The sequence below is a fragment of the Paenibacillus favisporus genome, assembly GCF_040545415.1.
Lineage (GTDB): Bacteria > Bacillota > Bacilli > Paenibacillales > Paenibacillaceae > Paenibacillus_AQ > Paenibacillus_AQ favisporus.
The window spans coordinates 1240644-1259805 of the sequence record NZ_JBEPLV010000001.1 but is presented as its reverse complement, the minus strand read 5'-3'; the positions used below and the strand labels follow the sequence as shown (position 1 = coordinate 1259805).

Sequence of the window (19162 nt, the reverse complement as noted above, 5' to 3'; positions counted from 1 at the left end):
CCAGCTATTCCAATATTTCAATGTACCCTTCTGTTCCATTCACACGAATTCGCTGCCCGTCTTTGATGAGCTTGGTCGCATGATCCACTCCGACTACGGCCGGCAGGCCATATTCACGCGCGATCACGGCTCCATGGGTCATCAGGCCGCCTACTTCCGTGATCAAACCTTTGATGGATACAAACAATGGGGTCCAGCTTGGATCCGTAAATGCGGTAACCAAGATATCTCCTTCTTCCAAAGCTGCATCTTCCATGCTTAAAATGACACGAGCTCTTCCTTCTATTACTCCAGAAGAAACAGGCAGACCCAAAATCGCATCGGCCGGGAGATCTCCCCGTTTGTACGAACCTCTAAACATTTCGCCTTCAGACGTGATGACACGCGGTGGGGTCAGCTTTTCATATACTTTATACTCGTCTTTGCGTTTGCTGATGATCCGATCATCCAGCATATTGGTGCGAACGGCTTCGTGAAGCTCTTCAAAAGTAAGGTAGTATATATCTTCTACATCATGAATGACGCCGGCTTGCACGAGTCGTTCGGCTTCTTTCAGTAAAGCCTGCTTATAAACAAAGTAGCGGCTCACCCAGCCATATTTAGGGTATTCCCGATACCCGATGAAATTTCGGACGAGATCGATCATCCGTTTCGTTTCGTCGGCTTTTTGATCGCCGTCCGGCAGCTGTCTCAACCGATTTAACAATTCTTGTTCTTTGGCCAGAGCCTCCTGGCGGCCTTGCTCGAATTTCCGGCGGCTCTCATGAGGCTCAAAGTTTTTGATGTTGCTCAGGATCATTGGGACCAGCGTAAGCGGTTTTTCGCTCCAACGGGTACGACTGATATCGATTTCTCCAGTACACCGCATGCCGTATTTGCTCAGATAATCATAGATCGCTTCCCGGGCTTCCCTTCCTCCATCAAACTTCACCAGTTCGTCCAGAAAGTGATCTTCTGTTGTATGCTGCAAATAATCAATGACTTCCGGATAAGGGCGAATCACATCCGCGACATCCAGCAGCGCCAAGCCCATTTCCGAAGTAATATTGTTGGGCACGGATTGAGAAAGCGTATCGGCTGCGTTTTTTTCGCCTAACCATTTGTTCATATGTTCATTGATCCAAAATGTAGCATTGATAGCCGACATAAACACAGCCGTACTTTGCGGATCAAATAAAATCCTCTTTAATTCCTGGATGTCTTCGAGGATGAAATCGAACAATTCTGCCCCGGATTTCATTTGAATCTTTTGTTTTAAAGCTGTTATCGAGGCTTGATTCCGCTGGATCAAGTCAGTAACGATAGCCGGATCGTTCTCGAAGGCTGCCGGCTTATCTGTAATACTTTTAGCGGGAATGGGTGCTGTTGGATCACTCGGTACTAATTTGACAAAGTTTCGCTCGATTACGTTCTCGATTGCGCCTATGAAAAGCGGATCGGATTCCAAGTTTTTTAATAAAGCTTCCCGGCCGGCAGTGGTAGTCAGCCTAGGCGCAATATCAATGAACAGCCTTCCGCCCGCTATACGCATAGGTGCAGGAGTAATTAACAGATAAAAAGACAATCCCAACGGTTTGATCGGATCTGTCATCATTTGTTGATGGCCAACAGATAGATAGACGTGATTATCTTGATCATTTGTTTCAGGGATCGGGTATAGCGTTGTAATCGGCCGGCTCTGAACAATATAAAATGTATCATCAGCCAAACACCATTCGATGTCCTGCGGCTGGCCGAAATAAGCTTCGACCTGTCTTCCGATCCGTTCCAGCTCTACAATTTGTTGATCGGTAAGGGTTTGGGCCTTCTGCTGTGCCGGATCGATTTGGCGTGTTTCGGTTCCGCCTTCTTTTTGTCCATAGATCGCCAATGTTTTGGCTGCTATCCTCTTATCGAGGATTTCCCCTCCTTGTACTTTATAATTATCAGCGGATACCAAACCGGAGACCAGTGCTTCCCCAAGTCCAAAACTGGCATCGATGGACAGCTGCTTCCGGTTTCCGCTCATTGGATCAGCGGTGAACAATATCCCTGAAGCCTGCGGGAATACCATCTTTTGAATGATCACGGATAAATAAATGTGACGGTGATCAAATCCATTTTGTATACGGTAGATGACTGCGCGATCCGTAAATAACGAGGCCCAGCATTTGCTGATATGCTGCAGAATGGCGTCAACACCGATGATATTTAAATAAGTATCCTGCTGCCCTGCAAAAGAAGCGTGCGGCAAATCTTCGGCAGTTGCACTAGAACGCACAGCGTAAGCGTGTTCCTCGCCGAACCGGGAGAGATAGTGAGTCACTGCCTCCACCACATCGGAAGGAATTTCCGCTTCAGTAATGGTCTGCCGAATCTTCCCGCTGATCTCACCAATTTGGTCTCGATCATCTGCGTTTAGCATGGTTAGTTGTTGGAGTAATGCATGATACGTTTCGTTTTGTCCGATGGCTTTTTGATACCCCTCTGTTGTAATACAGAATCCTTCGGGGACCTGGATTCCGTCAACTTTGGATAATTCTCCTAAATTTAACCCTTTTCCGCCAACGAGGTAAAGCTGCGATTTTTCGATTTCATGAAACCCAAGAACCATTGAACTCATTCGACCATCTCCCTAACCATTAGATTGAGAAAAAAACATTTGACAAGAGTTTAACCGGCATGTTACACTTAAAATGTAAGATAAGATACTTATGACTTTATAACATGAACAGTCGTGATCTGATTATATCATCACGTCTTTTTTTGTGCAATAAGAAAGAACCTGGGCAGATACCCAGGTTCTTTTTTGATATTTAACAACCTATTCTGAAGAGTTAATATTTCTTTCAAAGCGTTATCGGCTCCATCTTCCCTCTTGGAGTCGTTCTCTGAAAATTTCCGTTATTGTACATCCGCGGTCGGGCCATACATCCCAGGAACGGATATTCCGAGCAGTCGGAGATAGACCGTCAACTGCCCCCGGTGATGATAAACGTGATTGAACATCAGCGAACGTGCCATGTCGATCCGGGGAGCTTCCAAAATGGTCTCTCCCTTGCTGACGAGCCTCCAGTTTCTTCTTAGCCCGTCTTCTCCCCATTCCCGAAGCTTGCTCTCGGCGAGAGACACGCTCCATTCCAGTGCTTCGAGCACTTCTTTCCGGGTGGTCGGCTCCGGCAGCGGAACGACCGGAGCTTCGCTGACCGCCTCATCCAGCAATTGAGCCAGCCCCCCGGGAACTCCCGCAGCATGAAGGGCGAGCTGTCCCAGAGACATCGACCTCGGGTGCGGCCGCCAAGAAAGTTTGTCTTCAGGCAGCCTTTCAAGAAGTAAGCGTGTCGATTCGGCTTCCCTGTTTAATTCACGAATCCAATCTTCAATCATGTTCATGGTGATTTTTCCTCCTTTGGCCAACGCCATTCATCACCTTAATCCTATAACGCCAAGGGCGTGAAGGTTTCTTCAGGATTGCGGAATCGTGAAAGTAGTGTCTCTGACGAACCTCTTTGCGGTGCTGGACTTTAGTCGAGGTCAGAAACCTGCTGCAGTCTGGTCCGAATCAAGGCGTTATTCGTTACAATAGAATAAAGCAAGCACATTGGAGGAGCGATGGATCATGAATTACGAACATAAAGTCCAAAGGGAAGTTGCCGATTGGGAACAAAAGCTGTTCAAACCGCCGGGATGGATGGAAAAAGCATCGAAAACCGTCGGCAGCCGGATCAACCATTTGATTCCCCCAAAGGTGCAAAACGTCATCACGACCACCATCCGGTCGATCGTGCGCACGGCACTGTTCGGCGCGGAATACACCCCAAGGCGTCCGGTGCAAAGTACGATGGATCTGGAAGCTGCCGATCAAGAAGCAAAAGACCTGTTTGCCCTGTACCATAAAATTGCGGTTGCTGAGGGTGCTGGAACGGGAGCTGGCGGCATCATCCTTGGTATGGTAGACTTTCCGGCTCTCATCGCAATCAAGATGAAATTTTTGTTCGAGCTGGCGCATGTTTACGGTTATGACACGAAACATTTCTCCGAGCGGGTGTTTATTCTCAAGGTATTTCAAATGACGTTTTCGGGGCCGGATAACCGTGCCATGCTGCTCGATTCCATCAAAAATTGGCATATAGAAAAGGAACAATGGCTATCCGATACCGAATATTCAAGGACGATGGACTGGGAGACTTTTCAGATCGAGTATCGCGATGCGATCGATTTTCGGAAAATGCTGCAGATGCTGCCAGGGATCGGCGCGATCGCAGGGGCATGGGCGAATTACACCATTCTTGAGGAGCTGCGCGAATCCGCCATGAACGCTTACCGCCTGCGCAGATTGCACGATGATTTCGAGGTTTGATCGTATTGACTACTTTATCTTGGTACTGAGAGGTCCTTCACTTATTGCTTGCAGCCCACGCATCCAGCTGCCTTTGCTTTTCGGCGATCACTTTATCGATTCCGGCCGATTTTAATGCTGCGTTAAATTTTGGCAGGTACACATCCGGATCCAGAGTTCCTGTCTCAAGCGCCTTGGAATATTGCTGAACGACATTCTGGATCGCGGCCAGTTCGGTTTTGACCGGCTCCGAGTTATAGGTGAATCCGAGCGCTGCAGACTTCTCCGCACTTTGGTTAAACGCCTCCATTTGCTTCCATATATCCGGACTGTCCGTCGACCACGGATAAGACAGCAGCTGATTCCCGAACATCCACCCTTGTCTCATGTTGTAGCCGCTGTTCGTCGCATCCACACCACTAGGAAAGTCAATCGTCCCGTCTTCCTTCACTTGATAGTGCTTTCCTTCAATCCCCCAATCCAGCAAATTGATGATTTGTTTGTCCGAGTAGAGCAAATTCAGAAACATCATCGCACGCTCGGGATTTTTGGATTTGGCCGCAATGGCAAGCATCGCGTTCATAATCGTCAGCGTATTCATTTTGGGCGGCGCGAGTGCGACTTCCGTCAGCTCCTTGCCGGCCCATGCCCCCGTCTGCGTCGTGATCCCCGGCTTGCCTTTATTGGGTGTCGCGAACCCGATGTTTGCCTTGATATAATCCCGGCCGGTTTGCGAAGTCGTTGCAATGTCTTTGGGGATGTATCCTGCCAGGAACCATTGACGTATCACCCCGATGAACTTCGCATATTCCTCGCTCTCATACAAATTAACGACCTTCAGCTGATTCGGATCGGTAAGTACACCGATCATGTCGCCCAGTGGATCAATCGTTGTCTGCAGCAGTGGATAGGCAATGGAACCTCCTCCTGACGCTTTACCCAGCATATTGGCTTCCGGATGCTTCTTTTTAACGCTTTCAAAAATCGGCTCCAAATCCTCGATCGTTTTCACCTGGCTGACGTCCATATTGCTCTCTTTTAACCAATCCGTTCGCATCAGAATAGTCGGATAAGCGGCAAAGTCCCGGATCGTTGGAACGCCGTATATTTTGCCGTCAATTTTTGCCGCAGCCAGTACGTCCGGATCGAAGGCGGCAAGGATATCCTGGCCATGGGACTGAAGCAGGTCATCGATGGGCAGCAGCTTTTTTTGCGCGACTTCCGAAATATATTGGTCTTCCCCCGTGAACACCAGGTCGAGTTTCTCATTGCCGGAGAACATCAGCACTTTTTGCTGTGTCCACGCAGCCGCCTCAATGCGTTTCAGTTTGACGGTTGCATTGATTTTTTCTTTTGTAATCTTGCTGATCTCCTGCTCCACAAGACCAAGATCACGCTGATCCGGTCCCCAGAAAGCGATCGTAATTTCATAAGGGGCAAGTTTACCGTCACCAGACGCTTCTTGCGTTGACGACGACGGCTTCTTCTCACCGTTCGAAGAGGAGCTTGAACATCCGCTCAAAACGACGGTAACAGCCAGCACAAAGAACAACAAGGAATGAACCGACTTTTTCCACATAGGCTTTTGACCTCCCAGGATCTTCAATATGGAATCTCCACGCTTGGAGCTGAAGTGCAGCAGAAAGGGTGACGAACGCCGCGTCACAGCGGCATTCGTCCGATCCCGATCTTCATGATGCCGCCAACTCGGACTGCTTGCGGTATTTCATCCACATGAACGTAAAACCTGCCACCCCTGCTACAGATATGATCGCGCAAATCGAATACATCGTTTGGGGACCCAAATAATCGAACATCCAACCGCCAAACAGACCTGCGATGATGCCGGAAATACCACCCCACGTCAGGGCATAAATGGCCTGCCCGGTCGCTCTGTACTCGGCTGGTATTAACAGTGCGGTCAGACTGGTTCCGATATAGTAGTAGCCACCGAACGTAATACAATGCAGCACTTGGATAAAGATCACCTGGAGCGGTCCGCCGGCAACCGACATCAATAACCAGCGGATCACGAACAGGATACTTACGATGACGAGCCCTCCCAGCATCATCCTTGCCGATTTTTTCAAGAATCGGTCAAACAGCAGAAACACTGGAATTTCAAAGATCGCCGACAGGAACACCGACCAGCCAATCAATTCGTTGGAGCCTCCCAGGTTGGAAATGTACAGTGTGACGAACGTTTGATTGATCGAGTTGGGAACCGAAATGAGGATGCCAAGGATAACGAATACAAAGAACAGCTTGCTCGACAGCATCACTTTCCAATAGCTTTGTCTCTCGGTCTTCGGCTTGGAAGTCACTCTGCCCTGAGGGAGTCCGATGGTAAATGCCAGTGAGATCAGCATCATGATCCCGTACAACATCCAAAGATTCACCAGCCCCATCCAGCTGAGAACCGGTCCGGCCAACGCGGCGATGATCGCCCATCCCAGTGAACCCCATAGGCGAAATGCGCCAAACTTGTAGTTCGTGTTCTCGATGGCATTCAGAATCAGGCTGTTGCTCTGCGAGAACGTGGGACTGTTGAAGAAAAAGAAGATCAGCATGAAGGCGAAAATGACGGCATATTCACGGAGCTGAAACACTACGATCGTCGCTAACAAATTCCCGGTCAGAAGAAAAATGAGAATACGTTTCACATTCTGCAGCCGGTCGCTCCAATAACCCCAGAATGGATTGGCGAAGATGGAAATGAAGGGCCCACCGGCCATAATCATGCCGATTTCCACTTTACTGAGTCCGATGTTTTGAAAATATAAAGGAAAGAATGAAGTCAAAATCGCAATCGTGCCATACAGGAAAAAGTTGAAACGTTTCAGTGCCGGCAACGATCCGGAGGAAAGGCCGGCCGCCGGTTGGACCTTCCTCTTCCTTAAAGGCAGCATTAGAGCTGGATCGCTTTCGACAGGGATTGTTCGATGATCTCGTCACTGCTTACTTCCCGCCCAGGCCGGTCGGATAAATAAATGCCTTCGCTGATCAGCATCGTCTGTGAAGCGATATGGGCCGTGGGAAGCAGCTCCACTCTTCCCTGCAGCGCGGCGACCCAGTGATGCTGCGAGGACTGGTATGCGTCATAATTCGGCTTCAAATGATTCCAGCGTCCGTCCATCTCATCCAGGTTGACGCTGCCGTTGACATCCATATCGCAAATCGTCGTATGAAAACTGAACGGGGCCAAAATTTGCTGATCCGAATAGGCCGGCAGCTTGATGCCCCCTTTATCCCCAACCACAGAGCAGCCTTCGATGCTTCCCAGGTGAATGCTCCACGCTTCGATAATATCGAGCGTCGCGCCGCCTTCAAATTTAATGAACCCCAGCCCCAACTCTTCCACGTCAAAGACCGCCTGCCCGGCACGCCCGGCATCCACATCCATCTCCCGGTATCCTTTGCCCGAAATCCGCTCCACCTTCGGTGTGCCAAGCAGGTACAGCATTTGCGCGATATGATAAACCCCCATGTCGATCAGCGCACCCCCGGCGGCGATTTGTTTGTTTAGAAAAGCTGGGGTCCCGTATCCGTCAATATAAGGACGTCCTCTCCGGCGATGGCCGGTAGCCCTGGCATGATACAGCTTGCCGAGCATGCCCCCGTCGATCAGCGCTTTTGCCGCCTTGGTCTCTTTTCGATACAAGGTGCCCAGCTGAATATGCAGCTTCTTGCCGTAATCTTCTGCCGCTTCAAGCATGGTCAGCCCATCCCGGTATGTCCCTGCTATCGGTTTTTCACAGTACACGTCCTTGCCTGCCTCGAAAGCGGCTATCGTCACGGGGGCATGCAAATTGTTGTGCAGACAGACATCAACGGCTTCAATGTCATCGCGCTTCAGCATTTCTCTGAAATCGGTATAGACGTGGGGAATATGGAACTCATGCGCGACCTTGAGGGCTTCCTGTTCATTGATGTCGCAAATGGACACGATCTGAACATCCTCCATATTCGCGTAATTTCTCAGGTGAGCTTTGCCGATCAAACCTGCCCCAATCATGCCAATGCGAACGGTTCTTCCCATGTCAATCATCCCTTCGGTTTTTTATTTTAAACGGCTCAATAACCGCTTCACGGAAGCGATTGCCCATTCCATCTCTGCGTATTGATTGTCCGGCGCGTTGTACTCGATGCCCCAGTATCCGTCATAGCCGGCATCCAGCAGTGCCCTCACCATTTGTTCGCCCTTTGGTGATCCTACCGTCTTGCCGTCAAAATGCGTATGATAGACCCACGGCGCGACCAACGTGTCGCCAATGTCTTCATCCGTATCCCAGCGGCCCATATGGAGCAATATGCCAAAGTTCGGGTGATTGACCGCTTCGGCCACTTTTTTTAAGTATTTTGGATCTTTGGAGGTTCCCATATGATTTTCAGGTCCGACGATGAGCCCAAGCTCAGCCGCTCTCCGGCTCAACGCTTCGAACTTGTTTACTACATATTCGAACTGCTCTTCCGTCCCGGGCGCCGAGCTATGATCTCCCGCATCGATGCGGATGGTGCGCGCTCCAAGCTTCTCGGCAATGGATAGATAGGCGACAGCGTTTTCATAAAGCCTGCTGCGCTTATCAGGATCTGCATCCCATAAATGCGCACCATCCACCGCGATGTTGATAATCGTCATTTCTTTTTCCCGTATCGCTTCGGCCAGACGTTGAATATAAGCTTCATCAGGCAGTGAAAAAATGTCGTCCTTAACCCCTTCAAAGGTCCCGTTCCACAAATCAACGGTATCGAGATGGTATCTGTACTTGGAAGATTCCAGGTACCCGAACGTATCCATCTTCCCTTCCCGGATCATATTGAAAAAAGAAAAACCGCCAATGCTGATTTTCATGGATTAGCCTCCCTGATTTGGTTTCTTTTTTTATAACCACGTCCAACAATCTCTGGCAGCTCTCCATCACCTCCTTAACATGCTGCAGGGATATCATCCTTTGACCGCCCCGACGGTCAGCCCTTTAACGAAAAATCTCTGAAAGAACGGATACGTTACCACAATCGGCAGCGCGCCGATCACGGCAATAGCCAGGCGGACGCCCTGGGTCGGGATGGAACTGCCGTCCACCCTTGAAGAATAGTCTACATTATCAAGCAAATATTGTACGTTCAGCAAAATGGTATTCAGAAGCACCTGTATGCTGTACAGCCTGGAGTCTGAAATGTAAATGAGTCCGTTAAACCAGTCGTTCCAGTAATTAATCACCTGAAATAGTCCAACCGTTGCCAGCACGGGAAGAGACAGCGGCAGCGCCATTTGCACGAATATGCGAAATTCCCCCGCTCCATCCATGTTCGCCGACTCGAGTACCGCTTCCGGAACCGATACGGTAAAAAACGTCCGCAGCAAAATAACATAGAAGGCACTAACCAGAAGACCCGGGACGATCAGCGCAAGCAAGGTATTGGTAATATGAAAAACATTCGAGTAGATTAAATAGGTCGGAACAAGTCCACCGTTGAAGAGCATCGTGAAGAAGACGATAAATGAAAAGAAATTGCGCAGCGGTAAATCCTTTTTCGACAGCGGATAAGCGAGCAAAGTCATCAGGACCAGACTGGCCAGTGTACCTAAAATAGTCACAATGACGGAGATGCCGTAAGAATTAAGGATCTCCCCCGATTTTTGAAAAATGAATACATAACTATCCAGGCTCCATTCACTGGGAAAAAACGAGTAACCTTCCCGTATAATCGCATCCTCATCGGTGAGCGAGGCCGTAATCAGCAGCAGAAACGGCACCAGGCAAAACGCGACAATCAACCAAAATATGAAATGGATAACGACTTGTTCAATCCGTGTTCTTCTCAAGGACTTCGCCTCCTTATTAGAACAATGAGTTGTCGGGGTTTATCTTCTTCACAACAAAGTTGGAAATGAGGATCAGCGCGAAGCCAATCACGGATTGGTAGAAGCCTGCGGCGGAAGCCATTCCGATGTCCCCGCTCTTGAGCAGCGCCCGATATACGTATGTATCCAGCACATTGGTTGTTGGCAGCAGCGGCCCGGAGTCAAGCGTCACTTGGTAGAACAGACCGAAGTCCGCGTAGAAAATCCGCCCGATCTGCATTAAAGTCATGATGGTGATGACGGGAGTAAGGGACGGCAGGGTGATGTGGAAAATTTGCTTGAACTTCCCTGCCCCATCCAATGTGGCTGCTTCATAATACTCTTGGTCGATGCCGACGATGGCGGCAAAGTAAATGATGCACAAATAGCCGACGCTGTGCCACAACTTGACGATAGTGAGGATGACCGGCCAGTATTTCGGTTCCGTATACCACATGACGGGTTCCAGTCCGAGAAAAGGAAGGACCGATTTGTTCATGAAGCCTGTTTCCATGCTTAATAACGAAAATACCAGGTAACCGACAATGACCGTAGAGATAAGATAGGGCAGCAAAATGGCACTTTGGTAAAAGCGCTTTAAAAACCGCTGTTTCACTTCGGCCAGCAGTATGGCCAGCGCAACGGCGAAGACAAGATTGAGTATGATGAATACAACGTTGTAGAGGATGGTGTTCCGGGTGATGATGTAGGCTTCGGACGTCTTGAAGAGATACTCGAAGTTTCGAAAACCAATCCAATCCCCGCCGAAGACCCCTTTGGAGAAGTCGATTTCCTTAAAAGCGATGATGATGCCAAACATGGGAATGTAGTTATTGATGAGCAAGTAGACGATACCGGGGAGAATCATCAGGTACAGGATTTTGTATTTTTTGGCCTTTTTGAGAACTGTGCGGTCCAACCAGGATGTCATAGTAATTCCCCTCCTCGGAATAAATGACTGCTGCACGCCTAGCGGGATTCTCAAAGATTGAACTCGGTATCACCCTCCCTTTGTGATTAATTTTTCCACCGGACAAATTAATTAACGAAAAAAATCCGCCTCCTTGAGGCACGTTTGTGATCATTATAGGGACGCCTTTACGGCCCTGTCAATGTGTTTTTTTATTTTATTTGCTATCCCTTCCACTGCCCGCCTCGACTGGGACTCGTTGACAGCACAATGGGCATTTTTCTATAATCGCATTGACACAAGAATAGGCTACACTCCCGTTCCTATGCCCTCTTTCAGCCTAGCCGCCAGGAATCAGCACTCCTGTCCTGACGGGGACTCGGCCAATCATAACTTCCGAAAGTAGGAGAATGCGATGACGAATAAAGTAGGAAACCAGCAGATGCTGCGGGAGATCAACGTTTCGACACTGCTGCATATGATTTTTGAACATGGACCGATATCCCGTGTCGAATTATCACGAAAAACCAAGCTGAGCCCGACGACCGTTTCCGTGCTGATCGAGGAGCTCATCCGCGAACAGCTCGTGCATGAGACCGGTATGGCCGGTAAAGGTGTCGGTCGAAAAATGACCCTGCTGAATATTCGCGCTGACGGCGGATACGTCATTGGCGTCGATATTTCGAGTTCTCCGGCGCATTGCGTGCTGCTCGACCTAAACGGTCAGCTGGTGGCCAGCCAAAGCCTGGAATCGGTGCGCGGCCAGGACGAAATTCGAACTTCGCTGGTGAAACAGCTGCAGCAATTCATCCATAAGCAGCGGATTCCCCGTGAGCTCATCAGACGCATCGGCATTTCCCTGCCGGGGAGACTCGATGAGACGCAAAGCATCGTCATCTCTTCTAAATATTTGCAGCTGGAACAGTTCCCTATGCGTCAAGTGTTAGAGCAAGAACTCTCGATTCCGGTACTGCTGGCTAATGATTTGGACGCCGCCGGATTTGCCGAACGATTCAGCGGAGCCGCCAAAAATGAGCATACCATTATTTTCCTGCTGATCGGCCAAGGCACAGGAGCTGGACTTGTCCTGAACGGGGAGATTTATCGCGGCTCCAGCGGAGCGGCCGGACGAACCACTCACCTCTCTCCGTATTGCACGCCCATCCTTGCGGAAAGACTTCGCACGAACCATCCGGAAGAGTTCGGATCCATGTCGCCGGAAGCAACGGTTCATGCCTTTATGGACCTGGTTCTCGCCGGCGTCCAGCCCTTCAGTGACCAAGGGGAGCTCATCATCCGTGATATTGCCGATTATTGCGGAAAAATGCTGGAAATGCTCAATCCGCAAAAAATGATTCTGGGCGGCTGGATTACTGACAATGCGGCGTTTTTCGACCGTCTCGTGCATGCGATTCACGAAGCTGATCACTCCCCCTATGGAGACACGCCGATCGTCGTTTTCCACTGGAAAGAGTACGGGTCTGCCTTGGGGGCTGCGATGCTTGGACTGCATGAAATTTTCAAGAAGAAAACGGTACAGTAACTTTATGCCGTTGGTCCTTTACAGCAATATATGTTCATGCCCAGCGCTGCCGGACATGAACATATCGTTGCCCAGGAATTGCCTCAAACCGCTGCACCGACTGCTGCTGTTTTTAACGCGCACTAATCTCGTCCTGCAGAAGGTCCGCTTATTTGGAAAATGACTGCGTCATATCCGTTTTCAACTCTTTGGAGGCGGACTTTTGAAACTTGGAAGTCGAAATCAGTTCTCGAAGCAGCTCCTCGTATTGATCCGCGTCAAATGGCACGGCAACCATTTGCTTAGTGAAAGATGAGAGCATAATTCCGTTGGCGATGGTGACCGACCGGATCCCTTCCGTCCCTTCCGCAATCAGCTCGCCTTTCCCTGTGCTTATTTTTTGAATGAATTTTTCCGTGACCACCTTATGCCCTGATTCCACGTTTGTATCAACTTCGATTTCCTCTTCTTTATACTCCACGTTCCCGAACCCGTCCTGCGTTTCGCGCAGATGCTTCAGCATGGAAATATGATTGCGGTAGATCCGAAGCTTATTGTTTTCGTACAGAAGTCTTCCGTTCTCCCCAACGATCTCCAGACGGTTCACGCCCGGTGATTCTGCAGTCGTCACGATAAAATGCCCGATCATGCCGTTATCATGCTCGAAATAAGCGGTGACTTCGTCTTCCACTTCAATATGGTGGTACTTGCCGATATGGGCATGTCCGCTGATTCTTGCCGGAATCCCGAAAACCCATTGATAGAAATCGAGATTGTGCGGGCATTGATTGGTCAGGATGCCGCCTCCCTCGCCCGCCCAGGTCGCCCGCCAATCACCGCTGTCATAATAAGACTGTGATCGGAACCAAGCGGTATTGATCCAAGTGGCTCTCGTCAGCTGCCCCAGTTCACCGCTGCCAACCACTTCCTTGATTTTTTTATAATAGGGAAGCGTCCGTTCCTGGAACATCATGCCGAATACCAGATCCGGAAACTTCTTCTTGGCCTCGGCATAAGCATCGATGGTAAGCCTGGCGTCATTGACATGAACGGCCAATGGCTTCTCGCAGAGCACATGGATTCCGCGTTCGAACGCATCACTTGCAATGGCCGGGTGGCTGTAATGCGGCACCGCTATAATGACCGCCTCGAGCCCGGATTGCTCGAGCAGCTCCAAATGGCTGTAATATGCTTTTGTGCTGCATTCGGCAGCAAACCTGTCCGCCCGCTCTTGAACCGTATCACACACGCCTACAAGCTCAATTTGCTCCATCGACTTTATATTATGGATATGAGTTCTTCCGATGTTTCCTAAACCGACCAATCCGAGCTTCACTTTCTGCACGCTCATGCTTATAGCCCCTCTCCTTTGAGTATTCGATACGATTACGACCAAGCCAAGCCTTCATTTAACAGCAGCCTTTTTAAGGCTTGTGCCGCTATTTTAAATCGCTCGGGTCCTTCTTGTTCCGGGAATGCACGGTGCAGATGAGGCTCGATGGATAAAAATCCGGAGAAGCTTCTCTCCTTCAGTGCTTTCACAAACGCTGAAAACTCGCCGTCTCCTTCGCCTGCCGGGACAAACATGCGCGACTGTTGGTCCGCATCCTTGATATGTATATATTCGAGGTAAGTTGAGAGCTGCGGGTACGCCTCACTCACCGGCATCACCCGGTTCATGACAAAATTGCCGGGATCAAAGGCAAGTCTCAGGCAAGGAGAGTCACAATGCTGCAGAATGCTCAAGCAGCGCTCATGGGTATCTCCGTAAACGCCGCTGTCATTTTCCATCAACAGCGTAATATGTTCCTCCTCAGCTATTCCGGTCAGCATCTTCATACGGGAGAACACTTCGCCGCGGTAGTTCTCCGGATCTTCATTGTCGGGGATGTAATAAGAAAATACGCGGATATAACGGGCATCCAATTGTTTGGCGATATCCGATGCACGCTTTAATTTCGCAAGTTCGGGGGCAAAGGGGTCTTGAATCGGGTATTTACCGATTGGCGAGCCAATGGAGGACACGCGAATACTTGTTTTGCTTAATGCAGATTTCAATCGGATCAATTCTTCATCGGTCAATTCCAGTACATTTTTACCATACACGCTCCGGAGCTCCAAATAGGAAATGCCTTCGGACACAAGCACGTCGAGCTGTTCCTCCAAACGATCGGAAATTTCATCGGCAAATCCGGTTAGTACCAGCACTCACGCATCACCTCTCCTTAAATTCGCAGCGACTAGGCTTAACTGTCGATATGGATTAGTGTAGCAGGCGGCGAGACGCTGAAGGTACTTTCCGGTTGACCAGGTTGGTATCCTAAATGTTCTAAAATTGACTTTTTACCAAGCGTCTGTACTGCGTCGGTGTTTTGCCCTCCCATTGCTTGAACACCTTGCTGAAATGGGAATGATTTTTAAAGCCCGTTTCGTAACAAATATCCGTCACCGATTTCTCCGGGTCGAGCAAAAACAGGATTTTGGCCTGATTGATCCGTCTTCTGTAAATGTAATGAAATATCGTCATCCCCGTAACTTCTTGAAAAATGCGCACCAAATAATACTTGTTGATATGCAGGTTCTCTTGCAACTGGTCGAGACGAATATCGGTCATATAATGTTGTTCGATATAGGACAACGCGTTCTGAACGTGCTGCTCTTTTTCGGACGGAAAACCGGCTTCTTCTTTCACCGGCTTCATCAGCACCTGGCAAATGAAAAAAAGCGCATCCAGACACAAGACCCGAAACCGCTCATGGGAGACGGCATCCGGTGCGGAATATAAGCGGTTCAATTTACGCAGCATTTCTTCGAATTCATCCTGCTCCTCCATGCTGAGCTGAACTTTGTAGTTACGAAGTCTTTCGAAAGGCTGCAGAGGATTGATCGAGAATACATGCTCGGATGCAGCGCGAAAGTAACCGGGATCAAAATTCAGAAGCGTCCGCACATAGGGATGCCCTTCAAAACTCTTAGGCATATGAAGAGTCAAACCATGCATCACGATGAGTGTACCTGGTTTGAGAACATGAATTTTGTCGCCGATCAAATACTGCCCTTTGCCCTCATGGAAATAAAAGATTTCATAGTGATCGTGGGATTGAAAATTCCCTGCCGTTACCGGGACGCGTTTTAAATATTCATATTTCAGCAGATAAGCAGGTTCCACACCGCTGCCTCCGATCCAGGGACTTTATCAACTTTTGAATGACAGTCCCTTTTCTTCTAATGCGGTTCTTAAGATGGGTAAAGATTTCGGACCCATTCCGTGAATTTTCAAAATCTCTTTTTCCGTATATTTGGAGAGTTCTTCCAATGAAGTGATCCCGTGATGCCGCAGTGCGTTTCTTGCCGGTGAAGCGAGCAGTGACAGAAATTCTTGGTCAGGATTATGTTCTTCCTCATGTTTTTTCGCCACGGTTTCATCCCCTTCGATAAGTCTTTTTCACCACAATAATAACACTTATCAAGAGTCAGAATTTCTTCTGATTTGCTCATTATCAACGCTCATACACATCGTTCGGAGCTTGTCCAGTGCAAAACGATCTCATTTGTTTTAAATTTCCTCTTGCTCAATATTGCCTATCCTGCTATTATGGAGAAGCGTAAATTTTGGAAAGCGAAATATTCGGATATATTAGGATCTTTCCAAGCAGATAAACTTTGACCACTTCCTCTCGGGAAGTTAAGGCCATACGGACAGCCGGGTCAAATGCCGACTGGCAACTTTCGTTGCCTTATTGATTGAGTTAAAAGCTCAAATTTTATAAGTTGGTAACTTTATAACCAGTGCTGACGCACACAACTTGTGAAACGGTCAATAAGAGTGGTAAAAGTAATTATTTGCTATATAGACTCTGATCCTAACAAAGTATATTTGAATATTAAGAGCCCTTCCATGAAACGTTGCGTTTTATGGCTGAATGATAAGCACACTAGGGGTTTGTCCGGTTATGCTTATTGGAATTTCTTATTATTTGACTATATCAAGCAAGTGTGATGCGCATGGTGCGTGTTTCGCTTGCTTTTTTGTTGCCGTTTTTACAGAAAAAATTGAATTGGATGAGGAGATTGATTGAAAAATGGGAAAAGCACTAATCATCGGCGCCGGTGGCGTAGCATCTGTAGCAGTTCATAAATGCGTTCAAAACAGCGATGTCTTCGAAGAAATCTGCATTGCCAGCCGTACCAAGTCCAAATGCGATGAACTGAAAGCAAAACTTGACGGTGGAAAAACCAAAATTACGACCGCACAGGTCGATGCCAACAACGTGGATGAGCTGATCGCTCTGATCAACGAAGTGAAGCCGGATATCGTTATGAACCTGGCCCTTCCTTACCAGGATTTGACGATCATGGATGCTTGCCTGGCAACTAAAACACACTACATGGATACGGCTAACTATGAGCCGGAAGATACGGCGAAATTTGAATATAAATGGCAGTGGGAATACCGCGAGCGCTTCGAAAAAGCAGGAATTACAGCTCTGCTCGGCAGCGGATTCGACCCAGGCGTTACCGGCGTATTCTCGGCTTACGCGCTGAAGCACTATTTCGACGAAATTGAATATATCGACATTCTGGATTGCAACGGCGGAGATCACGGTTATCCTTTCGCCACCAACTTCAACCCGGAGATCAACATCCGTGAAGTGTCCGCCAACGGCCGCTACTGGGAAAACGGGGAATGGATCGAAACGAAACCGATGGAAATCAAACGCGAGTATAACTTCGCTGAAGTCGGCCAAAAGGACATGTACCTGCTGTACCATGAAGAGCTGGAATCCCTTGCGCAAAACATCCCTGGACTGAAACGCATTCGCTTCTTCATGACGTTCGGCCAAAGCTACCTGATGCACCTCAAGGCGCTTGAAAACGTAGGAATGACCTCCATCGAACCGATCGAATTCGAAGGAAAACAAATCATTCCGCTGCAATTCCTGAAGGCCGTGCTTCCGGACCCGGCTTCCCTCGGACCTCGTACGGTGGGTAAAACCAACATCGGCTGTATCTTCAAAGGGAAAAAAGACGGCCAAGATAAAACGTACTATGTCTACAATGTTTGCGACCACCAAGAGTGCTACAAAGAAGTCGGCTCCCAAGCGATCTCTTATACAACTGGCGTTCCTGCCATGATCGGCGCTGCGATGGTCCTCACTGGCAAATGGAACAAACCGGGCGTATACAACGTCGAAGAGTTCGATCCGGATCCATTCATGGAAGAGCTGAACAAATGGGGCCTTCCTTGGGTAGAAGACTTTAACCCTGTGCTGGTTGACGCCTTGCCTGAAGAAGCAAGAGAGCCGGAGCTTGTTCGTTAAGATGCGGTTCGAGGAGTTACCTACACCCTGTTTTGTAGTCAGTGAAGAACTCATTGAGAAAAACCTGAACATTTTGAACGGTGTCATGCAGCGTACGGGTGCCAAGATCGTGCTTGCGCAAAAAGCTTTTTCCATGACCGAGATGTACCCGCTTATCGGCAAATACTTAAGCGGTACGACCGCCAGCGGATTATTCGAGGCACGGCTGGGCCATGAGGAAATGGGCAAAGAAAATCATGTCTTTGCCCCCGCTTACCGTGAAGATGAGATCGACGAAATTGTTTCCATTTGCGACCATATCATTTTCAACTCCTTCTCCCAGCTGGCAAAGTATAAGGATAAAACTCTTGCAGCCGGCAGAAAAGTTGGCCTTCGCATCAATCCGGAATGCTCGACGCAAGTGGGGCATGAAATCTATGATCCCTGTTCGCCGGGGTCAAGATTCGGTGTGAAGCGGGAGGATTTCCAGCCGGAGCTGCTGGACGGCGTTACAGGGCTGCACTTCCATACCCTGTGCCAACAGAACTCCGACGATTTGGAAACCACGCTGAATGCCGTCGAAGATAAGTTCGGACAATGGCTGCCGCAAATGGAATGGATCAATTTCGGCGGCGGCCACCATATCACGAGAGACGACTACGATATTCCGAGACTCGAGGCTTGTATTACACGTATGCAATCCAAATACGGCTTGGAAGTCTACCTCGAACCCGGAGAAGCCATCGCGCTGAATGCGGGCTATATGGTCACTTCCGTGCTGGATATCCATCGTAACGGCATCGAGATCGCCATCGTGGACACCTCGGCCACCTGTCATATGCCGGATGTGCTGGAAATGCCTTACCGTCCGCCGCTCATCGGCTCAGGCGAAGCCGGTGAGAAGCCGTACACCTATCGGCTCGGAGGTCCGACCTGCCTTACTGGCGACGTCATCGGAGACTACTCCTTCGATCAGCCGCTTCAGAGCGGCGACCGATTAGTATTCGAAGACATGGCGATCTACTCCATGGTCAAAACGAATACCTTCAACGGCATGCCGCTGCCGGCCATCGCCGTGCAGGAGAAAGACGGCAGCTGCCGCGTCGTGCGCGAGTTCGGCTATCAGGATTTCAAGATGAGACTTGCTTGATAAATAAGAAAAACGTCTATCGACGGACCTTCAAAGAAGTCAGACCGCGTCTAGAGGATGATTTTCTTGCGAGATCAGGAAGCAGAAGCTCCGAAACTTATACTTTCTGATCTCTTA

16 protein-coding genes are annotated in these 19162 nt (G+C 49.0%); 4 read left to right on the top strand and 12 right to left on the bottom strand.

The features are described from left to right. Positions 1-4: 4 nt before the first annotated feature. Positions 5-2602 carry a phosphoenolpyruvate synthase gene (gene ppsA / locus ABID47_RS05890; RefSeq protein ID WP_354495256.1) on the bottom strand — a complete coding sequence of 866 codons (2598 nt, stop codon included), beginning with the start codon at positions 2600-2602 and terminating at the stop codon, positions 5-7. Positions 2603-2883: 281 nt separating this feature from the next. Beyond that, positions 2884-3372 carry a DinB family protein gene (locus ABID47_RS05885; RefSeq protein ID WP_354495255.1) on the bottom strand — a complete coding sequence of 163 codons (489 nt, stop codon included), beginning with the start codon at positions 3370-3372 and terminating at the stop codon, positions 2884-2886. Between the two features lie 226 nt (positions 3373-3598). Here ABID47_RS05885 and ABID47_RS05880 point away from each other — a divergent pair, with 226 nt between their 5' ends. Continuing rightward, positions 3599-4339, top strand: coding sequence for an EcsC family protein (locus ABID47_RS05880; protein ID WP_354495254.1), 741 nt, complete (start codon positions 3599-3601; stop codon positions 4337-4339). A 37-nt stretch (positions 4340-4376) separates the two neighbouring features. Here the strand turns inward: ABID47_RS05880 and ABID47_RS05875 are convergent, their stop codons facing one another. The 6 genes from ABID47_RS05875 to ABID47_RS05850 all read right to left on the bottom strand — a co-directional run bounded on the left by ABID47_RS05875 (position 4377) and on the right by ABID47_RS05850 (position 11094). Further along, complete coding sequence (locus tag ABID47_RS05875; RefSeq protein ID WP_354495253.1) at positions 4377-5897, bottom strand: ABC transporter substrate-binding protein; 1521 nt, start codon at positions 5895-5897, stop codon at positions 4377-4379. 112 nt (positions 5898-6009) lie between these two features. Beyond that, positions 6010-7227 (bottom strand): MFS transporter, encoded by a 1218-nt coding sequence (locus ABID47_RS05870; protein ID WP_354495252.1) that lies wholly within the window; start codon positions 7225-7227, stop codon positions 6010-6012. Then, complete coding sequence (locus ABID47_RS05865; RefSeq protein WP_354495251.1) at positions 7227-8357, bottom strand: Gfo/Idh/MocA family protein; 1131 nt, start codon at positions 8355-8357, stop codon at positions 7227-7229. The genes ABID47_RS05870 and ABID47_RS05865 overlap by 1 nt, the downstream gene beginning before the upstream one ends. A 21-nt stretch (positions 8358-8378) precedes the next feature. Continuing rightward, positions 8379-9170 (bottom strand): sugar phosphate isomerase/epimerase family protein, encoded by a 792-nt coding sequence (locus tag ABID47_RS05860; RefSeq protein ID WP_354495250.1) that lies wholly within the window; start codon positions 9168-9170, stop codon positions 8379-8381. Between the two features lie 93 nt (positions 9171-9263). Then, positions 9264-10145: a carbohydrate ABC transporter permease gene (locus ABID47_RS05855; protein WP_354495249.1), complete on the bottom strand. Its 882-nt coding sequence runs from the start codon at positions 10143-10145 to the stop codon at positions 9264-9266. A gap of 16 nt (positions 10146-10161) precedes the next feature. Then, entirely contained in the window at positions 10162-11094 is a 933-nt protein-coding gene (locus ABID47_RS05850) for an ABC transporter permease (protein ID WP_354495248.1), read from the bottom strand. 394 nt (positions 11095-11488) lie between these two features. Between ABID47_RS05850 and ABID47_RS05845 the strand changes: the two genes are divergently transcribed. Further along, positions 11489-12616 (top strand): ROK family transcriptional regulator, encoded by a 1128-nt coding sequence (locus ABID47_RS05845; RefSeq protein ID WP_116230110.1) that lies wholly within the window; start codon positions 11489-11491, stop codon positions 12614-12616. Positions 12617-12764: 148 nt separating this feature from the next. Here the strand turns inward: ABID47_RS05845 and ABID47_RS05840 are convergent, their stop codons facing one another. The 4 genes from ABID47_RS05840 to ABID47_RS05825 all read right to left on the bottom strand — a co-directional run bounded on the left by ABID47_RS05840 (position 12765) and on the right by ABID47_RS05825 (position 16013). After that, positions 12765-13946, bottom strand: coding sequence for a Gfo/Idh/MocA family protein (locus tag ABID47_RS05840; protein ID WP_354495247.1), 1182 nt, complete (start codon positions 13944-13946; stop codon positions 12765-12767). 35 nt (positions 13947-13981) lie between these two features. After that, the gene (locus tag ABID47_RS05835; RefSeq protein ID WP_354495246.1) at positions 13982-14803 is read right to left on the bottom strand and encodes a sugar phosphate isomerase/epimerase family protein; all 822 of its coding nucleotides are present in this window, start codon (positions 14801-14803) and stop codon (positions 13982-13984) included. Positions 14804-14924: 121 nt separating this feature from the next. After that, on the bottom strand, positions 14925-15764 hold the full coding sequence (locus ABID47_RS05830) for a helix-turn-helix transcriptional regulator (protein ID WP_354495245.1): 840 nt from the start codon (positions 15762-15764) through the stop codon (positions 14925-14927). 27 nt (positions 15765-15791) lie between these two features. After that, positions 15792-16013 (bottom strand): DNA-directed RNA polymerase subunit alpha C-terminal domain-containing protein, encoded by a 222-nt coding sequence (locus ABID47_RS05825; RefSeq protein ID WP_435530588.1) that lies wholly within the window; start codon positions 16011-16013, stop codon positions 15792-15794. Positions 16014-16677: 664 nt separating this feature from the next. On the opposite strand from ABID47_RS05825, the gene ABID47_RS05820 reads away from it, so the two are divergent. Next, on the top strand, positions 16678-17916 hold the full coding sequence (locus ABID47_RS05820; protein WP_116230109.1) for a saccharopine dehydrogenase family protein: 1239 nt from the start codon (positions 16678-16680) through the stop codon (positions 17914-17916). 1 nt (position 17917) lies between these two features. After that, positions 17918-19045 (top strand): carboxynorspermidine decarboxylase, encoded by a 1128-nt coding sequence (nspC, locus tag ABID47_RS05815; protein WP_354495734.1) that lies wholly within the window; start codon positions 17918-17920, stop codon positions 19043-19045. The last annotated feature ends 117 nt before the right edge of the window (positions 19046-19162 follow it).

Coding starts and splice junctions, on each gene's coding strand:
- ABID47_RS05870 (WP_354495252.1), bottom strand. CDS start 7,227: ATGCTGCCTTTAAGGAAGAGGAAGGTCCAACCGGCGGCCGGCCTTTCC.
- ABID47_RS05845 (WP_116230110.1), top strand. CDS start 11,489: ATGACGAATAAAGTAGGAAACCAGCAGATGCTGCGGGAGATCAACGTT.
- ABID47_RS05865 (WP_354495251.1), bottom strand. CDS start 8,357: ATGGGAAGAACCGTTCGCATTGGCATGATTGGGGCAGGTTTGATCGGC.
- ABID47_RS05860 (WP_354495250.1), bottom strand. CDS start 9,170: ATGAAAATCAGCATTGGCGGTTTTTCTTTTTTCAATATGATCCGGGAA.
- ABID47_RS05880 (WP_354495254.1), top strand. CDS start 3,599: ATGAATTACGAACATAAAGTCCAAAGGGAAGTTGCCGATTGGGAACAA.
- ABID47_RS05875 (WP_354495253.1), bottom strand. CDS start 5,897: ATGTGGAAAAAGTCGGTTCATTCCTTGTTGTTCTTTGTGCTGGCTGTT.
- ABID47_RS05820 (WP_116230109.1), top strand. CDS start 16,678: ATGGGAAAAGCACTAATCATCGGCGCCGGTGGCGTAGCATCTGTAGCA.
- ABID47_RS05840 (WP_354495247.1), bottom strand. CDS start 13,946: ATGAGCGTGCAGAAAGTGAAGCTCGGATTGGTCGGTTTAGGAAACATC.
- nspC (WP_354495734.1), top strand. CDS start 17,918: ATGCGGTTCGAGGAGTTACCTACACCCTGTTTTGTAGTCAGTGAAGAA.
- ABID47_RS05885 (WP_354495255.1), bottom strand. CDS start 3,372: ATGAACATGATTGAAGATTGGATTCGTGAATTAAACAGGGAAGCCGAA.
- ppsA (WP_354495256.1), bottom strand. CDS start 2,602: ATGAGTTCAATGGTTCTTGGGTTTCATGAAATCGAAAAATCGCAGCTT.
- ABID47_RS05850 (WP_354495248.1), bottom strand. CDS start 11,094: ATGACATCCTGGTTGGACCGCACAGTTCTCAAAAAGGCCAAAAAATAC.